Origin of the sequence: Acetatifactor aquisgranensis (genome assembly GCF_943193215.1) — a bacterium.
Classification (GTDB): Bacteria; Bacillota; Clostridia; order Lachnospirales; family Lachnospiraceae; genus Acetatifactor; species Acetatifactor aquisgranensis.
Map to the genome: position 1 here is coordinate 31,496 of NZ_CALPDH010000003.1, position 13,160 is coordinate 44,655.

At 43.1% G+C, this 13,160-nt stretch carries 11 protein-coding genes; 10 read left to right on the forward strand and 1 reads right to left on the reverse strand.

What is annotated here, in order from left to right; all coding sequences use genetic code 11:
• Nucleotides 1-293: 293 nt before the first annotated feature.
• The 10 genes from NFS35_RS03185 to NFS35_RS03230 all read left to right on the forward strand — a co-directional run bounded on the left by NFS35_RS03185 (nt 294) and on the right by NFS35_RS03230 (nt 12,602).
• Nucleotides 294-2,798, forward strand: coding sequence for a hypothetical protein (locus NFS35_RS03185; protein WP_251205702.1), 2,505 nt, complete (start codon nt 294-296; stop codon nt 2,796-2,798).
• Nucleotides 2,799-2,966: 168 nt separating this feature from the next.
• A complete protein-coding gene (gene rfbF, locus NFS35_RS03190) occupies nt 2,967-3,743 on the forward strand; it encodes a glucose-1-phosphate cytidylyltransferase (RefSeq protein ID WP_251205703.1) in 777 nt (258 codons plus the stop codon).
• Nucleotides 3,744-3,760: 17 nt separating this feature from the next.
• Nucleotides 3,761-5,104 carry a lipopolysaccharide biosynthesis protein RfbH gene (rfbH, locus tag NFS35_RS03195; protein WP_251205704.1) on the forward strand — a complete coding sequence of 448 codons (1,344 nt, stop codon included), beginning with the start codon at nt 3,761-3,763 and terminating at the stop codon, nt 5,102-5,104.
• A gap of 71 nt (nt 5,105-5,175) precedes the next feature.
• On the forward strand, nt 5,176-6,060 hold the full coding sequence (locus NFS35_RS03200; protein ID WP_251205705.1) for an acetaldehyde dehydrogenase (acetylating): 885 nt from the start codon (nt 5,176-5,178) through the stop codon (nt 6,058-6,060).
• Nucleotides 6,053-7,096: a 4-hydroxy-2-oxovalerate aldolase gene (gene dmpG, locus NFS35_RS03205; protein WP_251205706.1), complete on the forward strand. Its 1,044-nt coding sequence runs from the start codon at nt 6,053-6,055 to the stop codon at nt 7,094-7,096. The genes NFS35_RS03200 and dmpG overlap by 8 nt, the downstream gene beginning before the upstream one ends.
• Nucleotides 7,097-7,111: 15 nt before the next feature.
• Nucleotides 7,112-8,905, forward strand: coding sequence for a thiamine pyrophosphate-binding protein (locus tag NFS35_RS03210; RefSeq protein ID WP_251205707.1), 1,794 nt, complete (start codon nt 7,112-7,114; stop codon nt 8,903-8,905).
• A gap of 56 nt (nt 8,906-8,961) precedes the next feature.
• Nucleotides 8,962-10,023, forward strand: a complete 1,062-nt coding sequence (locus tag NFS35_RS03215) for an NAD-dependent epimerase/dehydratase family protein (RefSeq protein WP_251205708.1) — start codon at nt 8,962-8,964, stop codon at nt 10,021-10,023.
• A gap of 4 nt (nt 10,024-10,027) precedes the next feature.
• Nucleotides 10,028-10,969 carry a glycosyltransferase family 2 protein gene (locus NFS35_RS03220; RefSeq protein WP_251205709.1) on the forward strand — a complete coding sequence of 314 codons (942 nt, stop codon included), beginning with the start codon at nt 10,028-10,030 and terminating at the stop codon, nt 10,967-10,969.
• A 38-nt stretch (nt 10,970-11,007) separates the two neighbouring features.
• A complete protein-coding gene (gene rfbG, locus NFS35_RS03225) occupies nt 11,008-12,087 on the forward strand; it encodes a CDP-glucose 4,6-dehydratase (RefSeq protein ID WP_251205710.1) in 1,080 nt (359 codons plus the stop codon).
• Nucleotides 12,088-12,110: 23 nt separating this feature from the next.
• Nucleotides 12,111-12,602: a GtrA family protein gene (locus NFS35_RS03230; RefSeq protein ID WP_251205711.1), complete on the forward strand. Its 492-nt coding sequence runs from the start codon at nt 12,111-12,113 to the stop codon at nt 12,600-12,602.
• A 126-nt stretch (nt 12,603-12,728) separates the two neighbouring features.
• Here the strand turns inward: NFS35_RS03230 and NFS35_RS03235 are convergent, their stop codons facing one another.
• Nucleotides 12,729-13,040: a hypothetical protein gene (locus NFS35_RS03235; protein ID WP_251205712.1), complete on the reverse strand. Its 312-nt coding sequence runs from the start codon at nt 13,038-13,040 to the stop codon at nt 12,729-12,731.
• Nucleotides 13,041-13,160: the final 120 nt, after the last annotated feature.

Consider the following 13,160-nt stretch of genomic DNA (forward strand, 5'->3'; position numbering starts at 1 on the left):
GAAAAAGTAGTTCACATCGGTACGACACTTAAAATAATGCATTGCATCGATTAAGGTACTTTTTGTAATGACACTATGGTAATAGTTGTATAGCTTTCTATTGAAGGAATGCAAGCTGCTTACCACATTAAGTTGAATGTATTCTTGCTATTTCCATGTTTCGCGCCAGACAATTTAGTGTTATCCAATAATTGTATAGAATTACTAGATCTGCCTGATTTGTGGATGTCATATTATATTGAAATACATTTTACCCAAACAATTAATGCTTTTATAACCAAAAAGGAGATAAAATGAATCAAAGAAAGGTACAACATAAAAATGTAATAATTTGCATAGGCTTTGGTTTACTTTTAGGTTATCAGATATACCAGCTGTTTGTCACCGGACCATATCGATGGTCAGTAACGACAAGCGAAGAAGCAAGGAAGATGTTTATTGAACTGCTTTCTTTTTGTGTTCTAATTTCAACTGTCAATTTTGTCATCAAAGGGAAACTCAAGATTTATTTGGGAATTATTCTTTTAGCGTTAGCGGCTTATTTTCACCAGACGATTATTCCGCTCTGTATTTCTGTAGGTTACTTTATCCTCATTATTATGGTAGGGGCTGGAATCATGTTTCTGTTATTCAAAAAAGCTCAAGTTCGAAAGACTGTATTCTGGTTGGGAAGCCTACTACTGGGGCTAAACTTTGTTTGTATCACTGTAGGCATTCTGTCTATCTGCAATAAATATTCTGTAAAAAATGTTTTGCTATGTCTTGTCGTGGTGGGTATTTTAGGATTGGCCTCCAACAGGAAGAAGATATGCAATTTACACTATATAGAAGATAACAGCAAAAAATTTAATTTATTCTTATCATGTATAGAAATCAGCATACTTATTCAAATAGGCAGAGTGGGGTTGCAGGGAGACCATGATGCGCTATGGTATGGGATACGTTCACCATATGTTCTGGCTAATTCAAGCAAAGGGATTTATGAAGATTTGCACCTTGTAGGTTTTGTCTATTTGTATCCGAAAGGATTTGAAACGATATTGCTACCATTTTCGAAGTTTGGTTCGTGGAATTATCAATTCCTGTTCAACCAAATACTCGTAATAGTTATTGTTATGGTTAGTTGGAAGTTTGTTGCAGAGTTGGCAAATAAGGATTTTGCTTGTGTCTTAGGGGCCGTGATAGCAACACTTCCGTGTTTAACTAATATGGGGATGACAGTGAAGCCTGATGTCATAACCGTTTTGTTCCAAATTTCGGCTATGTTTTTTGTATATTTATTTTCAAAAGAAAACAATGTAGGTTATTTATCTTTGGCGTTGACATGTTTGATTTCATCCTATTGTTTCAAGATAACATCCCTATTGTTTACGTCAGTAATATGTATAGCAATGATTCCATTTATGGTGTCAAAGAAAATAAAATCAGGTATGTATATATATATATGCAGAGGTATATCATATGGCTTTCTTACCTTAGGTATTATCTGGGGCAGAACATTTGCTTTGACAGGTTCTCCACTGATTGCATTTGTAGGGTCAATACTGACAAAATTAGGAATAGAACCCAGGTATCCTTATTCAATAGTAGGGGGGATTAACCATCAATCAGAACAAACCGTGTTTGGAATAGGAAAAAGTTTATTAAACACTTTATATGGATACTATTTGAATCCGGTGGCTGAAGGCTTCGACCATATATCAATTGCATGGGGCACAAGTATACCAGGAGTGTTGTTAATTTTGGCAGGAATTATTTTTGTGTCCAAGAAGACAATAAAGAATTACCGCAGATGGCTTTGGCTGATTGGATGCTTATGTATATCCATGCTGTTTGGAATGGCGTTTATTACGCAGGCAGATGGAAATTACTTTTTGTTATTTTATATACTTTTCATTATATTGGCAGGAAGTTTTGTCCTTAAAAATACGGTAGGTTTATCGGGCTTATTATATATGGCAACTGTTTTTAATATCGTGTTTATGTCCGTCTCAAGCTGGAGTTGGTCAAATGGCTTTACACCTATTAAATTGGTTAACAAAGGATATGTAAATCAACAAAACGAATATGATGAACGTTTGATGACATCGGATGGAGAGAATATATATGGAATTTTGAACGGCTCACAGAACAACAGAATAGTTGCTGTGACATCGGATTATTCTAAGCTTGTAGGAATTAAATGTATTGTGGAATCATGGTATGACATATCAGTCAGTAATTCAACTTTGGTCAGCGATGCAATTAGCTTTTACCAGTATTGCAATAGATGTGGCATAGATTATATATATGTAGATTATCAACTTTCTTCTTTCAATGCATATGCTGAAGAACTGCTGATTGATTTAATTAAAGCAGGGAGAATAGAACAAATTATATATGGAGAAAACTCAGCAGTATTTGTAGTCAACAGTGAAAACAACATTTACGAACATGCACAAAAACTTGCAGATGAATATCTTGAAAAAAGAATGATAGTCCGAAGCAAAGGGTGGTATGAAGACGGATGGGCTGGACCAGAAGTTGAAATTTTTGTATTTTCTGAAACTGGAAATGTGGTTTTGAATATTGGGATACCTTATGAAATAAACGAATCATTAAATGCAGATGTATATGTGAACGATTTGCAAGTATCGACAGTGAACATTGATGAGAATTCAACACAATATCTTATAGAGGTGCCAAAAGGGGAATATACAAAAATAAGTATAAGAAACCACTTTTATAAAGAAGTGCCGACAGATTCAAGGCAACTATGCTACATATTGAATGTGTCAAAAACTGAATACTTACCGTAGCTTTTGTAAATATACTATAACATTATTTTGAAAAATCATCGGTATATCTGTTTAAAGTTACTCTCGATATTAATTATCTTAACTCAAGAGTTATTCATACAGATGTGCCTATTACAAAGAATCCATGCAGTCGCTAAAGAATCAGAATTTAAGTGGGAGGTATAAGACGTGAAAGTAGTTCTTTTGGCCGGCGGATTTGGTACTAGAATCAGCGAAGAAAGTCACTTAAAACCCAAACCAATGATAGAAATAGGAGGTAAACCTATACTATGGCATATTATGAAAGAATATTCTTTCTACGGATTTAATGAATTCATCATCTGCTGTGGTTATAAACAACACGTAGTGAAAGAATGGTTTGCGGATTATTATCTTCATAATAGTGATGTCACCTTTGATTTCACCCGAGAAAATCAGATGGAAATTCACAACAATGTATCAGAACCCTGGAAAGTAACTCTTGTGGACACTGGTTTGAATACAATGACGGGGGGGCGTATTAAACGAGTCCAACCCTATATAGGGAATGAATCATTTATGTTAACCTATGGCGATGGTGTCTCAGACATCAATATCTCAGAACTGCTGCGCTTTCATCAGGAGCATGGAAAAATAATTACCCTGACAGCCATAAATGTAGAGCAACGTTTTGGAGTGTTGGATATAGATGAAAGCGATAAAATAGTATCTTTCAGAGAAAAGAGTATCAATGATGGAGGACGGATTAATGCAGGATATATGGTATGTCAACCCGAGATTTTTGATTACATAGAAGATGATGCCACAGTATTTGAAAAGGAACCATTGGAAACGGCAGCTAAACAAGGGGAACTAATGGCATACAAGCATGACGGCTACTGGCAATGTATGGATACCAAACGCGAAAAAGATAAACTTGATGAATTATGGAATTCTGGAAAAGCACCTTGGAAAACTTGGGATTAAGATTAGGAGGAATTGAAATGTTTCAAAATAAAACCGAACAACAGGCTAGAGAAGAGATTCTGGCAATGGTAAAGGAATATGCAGATACCTATCATAAACGCAATACAGAATTTCAGGAAGGGCATCGAATACCTTATGCCTCCCGAGTTTATGACAGTGCGGAGATGGTCAACCTGGTTGACAGCGCTCTGGAATTCTGGCTTACTTCTGGAAGATATACAAATGAATTCGAACAGAAACTGGCTAAGTATCTGGGTATAAAATACTGCTCTCTGGTCAATTCCGGTTCCTCTGCAAACCTAAACGCCTTTATGGCGCTCACCTCACCTCTTCTGGGGGATCGGAGCATACGGCGGGGAGATGAAGTCATTACTGTTGCAGCCGGTTTTCCTACCACGGTTACTCCCATGATTCAGTATGGCGCAATTCCCGTTTTCGTGGATGTTACCATTCCTCAGTACAATATCGATGTAAACAGGCTGGAAGGAGCTCTTTCAGATAAGACAAAAGCCGTCATGATTGCACATACCTTAGGCAACCCTTTTGACTTGGATGCTGTGAAAGCATTCTGTAACCGTCATAACCTGTGGTTGGTGGAAGACAACTGCGATGCCTTGGGATCCAAATATTCCATTAACGGAGAAACGAAATTCACAGGTACCATTGGTGATATCGGAACCTCCAGCTTCTACCCTCCCCATCACATGACCATGGGAGAAGGCGGTGCTGTCTATACCAATAATTCCCTGCTCCATAAAGCTATCCGATCTTTCAGAGACTGGGGACGTGACTGTATATGTCCTTCCGGCAGGGACAATCTCTGTGGACATAGGTTTGACAGACAGTATGGGGAACTGCCTATGGGATACGATCACAAATATGTATACTCCCATTTTGGCTATAACCTGAAAGCCACGGACATGCAGGCTGCCATAGGATGCGCACAGCTGGAGAAGTTCCCTTGCTTCGTGGAGAGTAGGAAACATAACTTTGCAAGGCTGAAAGCTGCACTGGCCGGAACAGAGGACAAGCTGATTCTTCCTGAGGCTTGCGAAAATTCGGATCCCAGCTGGTTCGGGTTCCTGATTACCTGCCGGAAGGGGGTAGACAGGAACAGGATAGTCCAATATATAGAGGCCAAAGGGATACAGACGCGGATGCTGTTCGCGGGCAACCTCATCAAGCACCCCTGCTTTGACGAGATGCGCAGGACTGGGCAGGGCTACCGGGTCTATGGTGGGCTGGACAATACGGACAGAATCATGCAGGACTCTTTCTGGGTAGGTGTATACCCTGGGATGACGGACGGGATGATTGATTACATGGGTGCGGCAATCAGAAAAGCCGCGTACCTTCGATAAAGGACCATTGAAAAAATTCATGGAGGAACAAACGAGGTCAAAAGAAAGGTCTCTGAAAGGACGGTGGCTAGGTGAGGAAAATAAAGGTCGGAATAATCGGCACTGGGAATATCGGGACCGATCTCCTTTTGAAGCTGAAACGGTCGGATATTCTCGAGTGTGGGATGTTTACAGGGCGCAGTGTAGACTCCAAGGGAATCGCGATAGCAAAGGAACTGGGCGTGCCGACGTCCACAAAGTCTATACAAGCGATACAGGAAGATCCTGATTGCTGCGACATCGTCTTCGATGCGACATCCGCTAACGCACATAAAAGGAACGCTCTTATTTTGAAGGAGTTGGGAAAACTCTCCATAGACCTCACTCCATCCAGGATTGGCAGGATGTGCGTCCCGGTGTTGAACATGGAGGAATGCCTTGGAGAAACGGAAGTCAACCTGATTACCTGCGGTGGGCAGGCGACAACCCCGATAGCATACGCTATCAGCCGGATCCATCCAGAGACGAAATATGTTGAAATCGTGGCGACGATTGCGTCCAAGTCTGCTGGGAAAGGGACACGGGACAATATTGATGAGTTTACTCAAACAACGCGGGACGCGCTCACTGAATTCACAGGAATTAAAAATACAAAGGCCATTATAATCCTAAATCCGGCAGAGCCCCCAATCACGATGCACAATACTATCTATGCGTTAATTGATAATCCGGACATGGATGCCATTACGGCAGCAGTTATTGATATGGAGAACGCCATCCGAAAGTATGTCCCAGGGTACAGGATTGTCATGCCACCCACTTTTGAGAACGGAAGGGTCACGACCACATTGCAGGTCATAGGCCTGGGTGACTATCTGCCGAGATACTCGGGGAACCTGGACATCATAACATGTGCGGCCGTGGAAGTAGCTGAAAGCTATGCGAAGAAAAAGCTGGGAGGGGCATTATATGAGTAGGCTGATGATTTTTGATTCGACGCTCAGGGATGGGAACCATGCGGTGAAGCACCAACTGTCAGCATCAAATATAAAGAAGTATTGCCAGGCGATGGATGGAAGCGGCGTCAAGACTATCATTGTCGGCCATGGAAATGGCCTGGGGGCCTCATCGCTACAGGTCGGCCTGGCCGCGCTGGATGAGAGGACAATGCTACAGACAGCGAAAGCGAATCTGGAAAAGACCAGGCTAGGGGTATACATGATTCCCGGGTTTGGAACCATAGAGGACAACCTGAAGCCGGCGATTGCAGATGGGGCAGAGGTCTTTGAAATCGGCTGCCATTGTACTGAAGCCGATACAACGAGGGAGCACATTGAGTTTTTGAGGAACCAGGGGAAGGAGACATATGGTGTTCTTATGATGACGCACATGGCCTCTCCGGAACGGTTGTTGGAAGAATGCCAGAAGATGCAATCGTATGGGGCGCTAGGCGTTATATTGATGGACTCGGCGGGGGCTTTTACCATGGAGAGGGTGCGCTGGGTAATCTCCAGATTATATAATGGGCTTGACATCCATATCGGGTTCCATCCACATAATAATATGGGTATTGCCGTAGCGAATGCCTGCATAGCGATTGAAGAGGGAGCGGATATCATAGATGGGACATTAAGAGGGTTCGGGGCAGGGGCGGGCAACTGCCAGTTGGAGGATTTAGTTGCGCTACTTGAAAAGAGCGGGAAAAGGACAGGGATAAATTTCTACCGGATGCTCGATGCCAGCGAAAAGGTGATGCCAGAACTCATGAACAAGGACATGGGGCAGGATCCTATCAGCATCGTCAGTGGGCAGGCAGGCGTCTTTTCAGCATTCAGGACGCATGTCATAAATGCAGCCAGGGCCTTTGAGGTGGATCCAAGGGACATTCTGGTTGAAGTCGGCAAGCGCAAAGCTGTGGGCGGACAGGAGGACATGGTCGTAGAAATCGCAAAACAATTGAGTTGCAGCACGAATAACGATAGCCTGAGCTATCAGCTTAGTTCTTTATTGTAGAGGAAAGGGGCAAGGATGAACATTTCAGAATTTATATTTGATTATTATGCGAAAAAAGGAATCGATACAGCATTCATGGTGACTGGCGGACAGGCGATGTGGCTGAACGATGCAATCGGGAAGAACGGCAATTATGATATTATCTGCACTCATCATGAGCAGAGTGCCGCCATGTCGGCAGATGCCTATGGGCGCATAAAAGGGAAACCAGCTGTGACGCTCGTAACGGCGGGACCTGGTGCAGTGAATGCAATGAATGGTGTGGTCGGTGGATACACGGATTCATCGCCGATGATTGTGATTTCCGGCCAGGCGGCCTTATCATTCGTGCAGTACCAGGAGGAGACAGGAATCCGCCAGTATGGGGTGCAGGGGATTTTCATCAAGCCGCTTGTTCAGAATGTCGTCAAATACTTCATAACGATAGATGATCCCCAAAAAACAGAATATTATCTAGAAAGGGCATACCATGAAGCCACTACCGGAAGGCCGGGGCCGGTGTGGGTAGACGTGCCGCTTGATATCCAGAATACCCAGGTAGATCCCCGATACATGGAAAAATATGTCCCTGAAGACAGCATGGAGAGCAGGGGCAGCATAAAGCAGGCCATATCCAAGGCATATGAGCTGCTGGAGCATGCAAAAAGGCCAGTGTTCATTGTTGGGCAGGGAGTAGCGCTGGCAGGTGCGCGTGAAGTTTTTTATAATTATATAAGTAAGGCCAGGATTCCTGTTATCACGGCCAGGCTGGGAATCGACCTCATCGAGTCCGACAACGATTTATATGTCGGAAGGCCAGGGAACTATGGCGAACGGTCGGCGAATTTCGCGATACAGAATGCGGATGTAATCATTTCCGTTGGCTGTAGGCTGGCCTCGTCGTTGGTGGGACATAACCCGAAGCAGTTCGGAAAGAATGCGTATATCTATGTAGTTGACATAGACCAGAAAGAGCTGGACAAGCCGGGGCCGAACATCCGGTACAAGCTGAATGCTGATGCCAAAGACTTTTTCACTAAGATGGATGCAACCCTAGGAGAACATGTCCTGCCGGACTATTCCGAGTGGATTGCCATATGCAATGGCTGGAAGGAAAGGTACCCTGTCGTCCTACCTGAATATAGGGATGAGAAACCGATAAATTCTTATTATTTTATTGACAGGCTCTCGCAGCTGTCGGGTGAGGATGCGGCCATCATGTGTGATACGGGATCCTGTTTCCATGTCGCATGCCAGACATGGAAACTGAAGAAAGGACAGAACTACCTTACGACCGGAGGGCTGTCTTCGATGGGCTACTGGGTCGCGGGAATCGGGGCATGCCTCGCAAACGGCAGGAAAGATACCCTTGTAATTACGGGCGATGGTAGCCTACAGATGAACCTGCAGGAGTTCGCCACTATCAAGCACAATAACCTTCCGATTAAGACTTTTATATTGAACAATAACGGTTACTTGCTCATCAGGCATACGCAACATAATTTCATGGAGGATAGGTTCGTGGGCGAGAGCCCAGCTACCGGGGTCTGGTGTCCTGATGCCATGAAGATTGCGGATGCATATGGGATAAAGGGGGTACGGATAGAGTCTGTCGATGAGGTCGATTCAAAAATCAAGGAAGTATTAGACTACGATGGCCCAGTCATCTGTGAGGTGATGACCCCGGAATGGCAGTTGCTCATACCCAGGGTCACGTCAGATAAGCTCCCAGACGGAACGCTGAGGTCAAGGAACTATGAGGATATGTTCCCGTATCTGCCTGAGGAAGAGGTAAGGGCAAACATGATAGCCGAGAAGGGGCAGAGATGATATGCGGATGGCTATAAAAGTAAATATAGACAAATTTTAAGAATAAGGTAGATTGCATGAACAATATCATCAGAAGGGATTTGGAAGATATATATACCCAGGATATCAGCTGGGATGATCTTAATGGAAAAACTGTTTTGATAACGGGGGCTTATGGGATGCTAGCCTCTTATGTTACATATATGCTTTATTACTTACATGAAGAAAAAAACATTTCTGTTTCGATTATCGTGGTGGTGAAAAGCAAGGTTAAGTTCTTGGATAGATGCAACATATTTTCAAGGGCAGACTATCTTACGGTTATCGAAAATGACTTAAGTAATCCCCTAAAAATAGAAGGTCCCTTAGACTATATCATCCATGCGGCATCGCTGGCAAGCCCCCGGTACTATGAGACATGCCCAATAGACGTGATCTTGCCTAATATAATCGGGAATTATCATCTGCTTAATTTAGCAGCAGAAAAAGGGATTAGCGGATATCTGCTTTTCAGTACAGGGGATATCTATGGATCGGTAAAGGATGTAACGGACATTACTGAGGATAGCTACGGCACGGTAGATACGCTCGATGCACATAATTGCTACAGTGAGAGCAAACGTATGGCAGAGACTATGTGCATGGCCTTTTTAAGACAGAGAAAGGTGCCAGTGAAAATTGCGAGGATTTGGCATACATATGCTCCAACGATGGATATCGACAACGATCCAAGAGTGTTCGCCTCATTTGCTGGTAATATACTTAGGGGCGAAGATATCGTGATGAAAAGTGATGGTTCGGGAAAGCGATGCTTTTGTTATATTTCTGATGCCGTGGCAGGGTATTTTACCATTCTGCTGAAAGGGGCTGTAGGCGAGGCGTACAATGTTTGCAACGAATCCCAGTTCGTTAGCATGGCAGATTTAGCAATTAGGCTTGCCCGCTTATATCCTGAAAGGAATATAAAAGTAATAAGGAAGAAAAGGAATAAGGATGAGCAGTATAGCGAAAATATCTTGATGCTGGGGCAAGAAGCAGTGCCGTCGTCTGATAAATTGAAAGGACTTGGCTGGAAACCGACAGTTGATATCGAAACCGGATTCAACAGAGTAATCAAATATAAGGAAAGCGAGCAATAATGCCATGAAAAAGGTAAGCATGCTGATACCGACATATAATGAAATAGAAAATGTCGGACCGCTGAGCGAAGCTATTATTGAAGAATTTGAAAAACTTCCACAATATGATTATGACATCGTGTTTATTGATAACGATTCTCGTGACGGCACACGCGAAAGGTTAAGGGAATTGTGCGCTTCAAACAAAAAAATTAAAGCGATTTTAAACGCAAAGAATTTTGGACAGAACAATTCCCCATATTATGGCATCACACAGACGGATGGGGACTGCACCATCTTGATGTGTGCAGACTTTCAGGATCCCATCGAAATGATCCCCCAACTGATACAGGAATGGGAAAACGGCTATAAAATCGTAAGCGCGATCAAAACAAGCAGTAAAGAGAATAAATGTGTACGGTTCCTCCGAACCTGTTATTATAAGATGATAAAAAGGTTTTCGGATGTTGAACAGATAGAACATTTCACTGGATTTGGACTATATGACAAATCCTTTGTAGAAATCATGAGAAAGCTAGAAGACCCTACCCCGTTCTTGAGAGGAGTCGTTGCAGAACTAGGATTCAAACGGAAGGAAATACCATATGAACAACAGCTAAGGCGTAACGGAAAATCAAAGAATAATTTCTTTTCATTGTATGATATCGCAATGCTGAGCTTTACATCCTATACGAAGATAGGGCTGAGGCTAGCGACATTTCTTGGGGTAGGTATTGCTTTTTTCAGCTTTATGGTAGCCATCGTATATCTAGTCTATAAACTATTATATTGGGATACCTTTAGCGCAGGTATGGCACCGATGGTAATTGGTATATTTTTTCTAGGGGCAGTACAACTGATTTTTTTAGGCTTGATAGGTGAATATATCCTTAGTATAAACAAGCGTATCATGAACCGGCCGCTTGTGATTGAAGCGGAAAGAATCAACTTTGAGGATAAAAAGTAGATGATGCTATACTATACCAAAAAGGCAGGAAATGAACGATGTTGGATATGAAGTTTTACAATAAGAAAAAAATATTAATTACCGGCCACACCGGCTTTAAAGGTTCCTGGATGTGCCAGATTCTCCTGATGGCCGGTGCCCAAGTAACAGGATATGCGTTGGATCCGCCCGCCAATCCCAGTCTGTTTAATCTATGCCATATGACACAGAAGATTCATTCTGTTATAGGTGATGTCCGCGATCTGGCCCATCTGAAAGCTGTTTTCGCAGATGCCCAACCAGAAATTGTCATCCACATGGCTGCCCAGCCCATTGTAAGGGAGTCTTACAAAGATCCGGTATATACCTATGAAACCAATGTTATGGGAACCGTGAACATTCTGGAATGTGTTCGCTGCACTCCGTCCGTAAAGTCTTTCCTTAATGTTACAACAGATAAGGTATACCTGAACCGGGAATGGGAATGGGGTTATCGGGAAAATGAAGAATTAAATGGATACGACCCTTATTCCAATTCCAAATCCTGTTCTGAGCTGGTGACCGGAAGCTACAAAAATTCTTTCTTCTCCGGCAGTGGTGTTGCCATCTCAACGGCCAGGGCCGGAAACGTAATTGGAGGCGGAGACTTTGCCGCTGACAGAATTATCCCCGACTGCATCCGCGCCGCAAAAAAGAAGCAGGACATTATAGTAAGAAATCCGGCTTCAACGCGCCCTTATGAGCATGTTCTGGAGCCGATAGCAGCATATCTGATGATTGCGAAGGCTCAGTATGAAGATGCCGGCTATGCTGGAAGCTACAATGTAGGACCGGATGAGACGGACTGCTGGACCACAGGGGATTTGGTGACTTTATTCTGTAAAAAATGGAACGAGATGTCCGGTGATTCCATCAAGTGGGTCAATCAATATGATGGCGGTCCACATGAGGCAAATTTCCTGAAATTGGATTGCTCTAAGCTGAAGCGCACACTGGGATGGCATCCCAGATGGAATGTGGAGACTGCAATGGAAAAAATCATTGAATGGTCTTTGGTTTACTTTGATAATGGAGACATTCCGGAATGTATGAGCAGGCAGATTAGGGAATTTTTCGCCCCCAATTATGTCAACATTTAATACAGACAACGGAGCCCGAACATATGATGAATGTTTTAACAAAAATGATAATACGTAATACCGGTAAGCTTTTAAAAAAAGACATCAACGACCGCACCCTGGAGAATATCACCCAGTTTATCCTGTTCGGCATAGTGGGCGTATCCAATACCGTCATCAGTTATCTAATCAATATTTTTGTTCTGTTTCTGCTACGCTCCTATAGCCTACCCTGGGACTACATTGCCGGCAATATAGTAGCCTTTCTGCTCAGTGTGCTCTGGTCTTTCTACTGGAATAACCGTTTGGTTTTCGTACAGAAGGAAGGACAGAGCCGCAGCCTGTGGAAGGCTCTGCTGAAGGCTTATGCTGCCTATGGATTTACCGGCATTCTTCTAAACAATATCCTGTCCTGGTTATGGATAACGGTATTCCATATTTCCAAGTATGTTGCGCCGCTGATTAATCTGATTATCAGTGTCCCTTTAAATTTTGTAATCAATAAGGTATGGACTTTTAAGGAAGAGAAAAAATAAGTTTATAATACAGTCCAAGAGACCCATTCCCCACTGCTGTATTTCGCAAGGAGCTTACGCATCACGCCCTCCGAAAAAAGCCCCTCATCCACATCCCGTTCATTATCCCAGAGGTTCCAGCCCAGTTCAGCCAGCAGCTCCGCCTCCGTCACTGCGAAAGGGACATCCGTCAAGCTGGTCTTGTTTGGGCTTGGCTGCAACAGCAAGGCACAGCAGGATGCCGAAAAGGATATGGCTGTTATCCCTGCGCTTGTCCGGCATGGCCTGGGCGAGGGAATCTGTAATCCCCCGTCTTTTCATCGTAAGGATGATGTCATCTATCAGGTTGGGAAATGACATTTCCGCTGCATCTATTTTTCCTGTGCGTATCGCTTCGTAAACCTTTTCCTTATCTTTCTGGCAAATCTGTATCATAAGCCACCTCTGCTTTGGTATCATAGGGAATCCCCCATTTATTATAGCAGATTTTTCAAGACATAGCCAAAAGGCTTATTGAAGTTTGAGCGAAAATAATGTTGCTAACCAGAACAGAATTATGTTAAACTATACAAGCAGAGC

Excerpts from the sequence above, each read along its gene's own strand:
- NFS35_RS03185 (WP_251205702.1), top strand. The coding sequence starts at position 294 with ATGAATCAAAGAAAGGTACAACATAAAAATGTAATAATTTGCATAGGC.
- rfbH (WP_251205704.1), top strand. The coding sequence starts at position 3,761 with ATGTTTCAAAATAAAACCGAACAACAGGCTAGAGAAGAGATTCTGGCA.
- dmpG (WP_251205706.1), top strand. The coding sequence starts at position 6,053 with ATGAGTAGGCTGATGATTTTTGATTCGACGCTCAGGGATGGGAACCAT.
- NFS35_RS03210 (WP_251205707.1), top strand. The coding sequence starts at position 7,112 with ATGAACATTTCAGAATTTATATTTGATTATTATGCGAAAAAAGGAATC.
- NFS35_RS03215 (WP_251205708.1), top strand. The coding sequence starts at position 8,962 with ATGAACAATATCATCAGAAGGGATTTGGAAGATATATATACCCAGGAT.
- NFS35_RS03220 (WP_251205709.1), top strand. The coding sequence starts at position 10,028 with ATGAAAAAGGTAAGCATGCTGATACCGACATATAATGAAATAGAAAAT.
- rfbG (WP_251205710.1), top strand. The coding sequence starts at position 11,008 with ATGTTGGATATGAAGTTTTACAATAAGAAAAAAATATTAATTACCGGC.
- NFS35_RS03230 (WP_251205711.1), top strand. The coding sequence starts at position 12,111 with ATGATGAATGTTTTAACAAAAATGATAATACGTAATACCGGTAAGCTT.
- NFS35_RS03235 (WP_251205712.1), bottom strand. The coding sequence starts at position 13,040 with ATGATACCAAAGCAGAGGTGGCTTATGATACAGATTTGCCAGAAAGAT.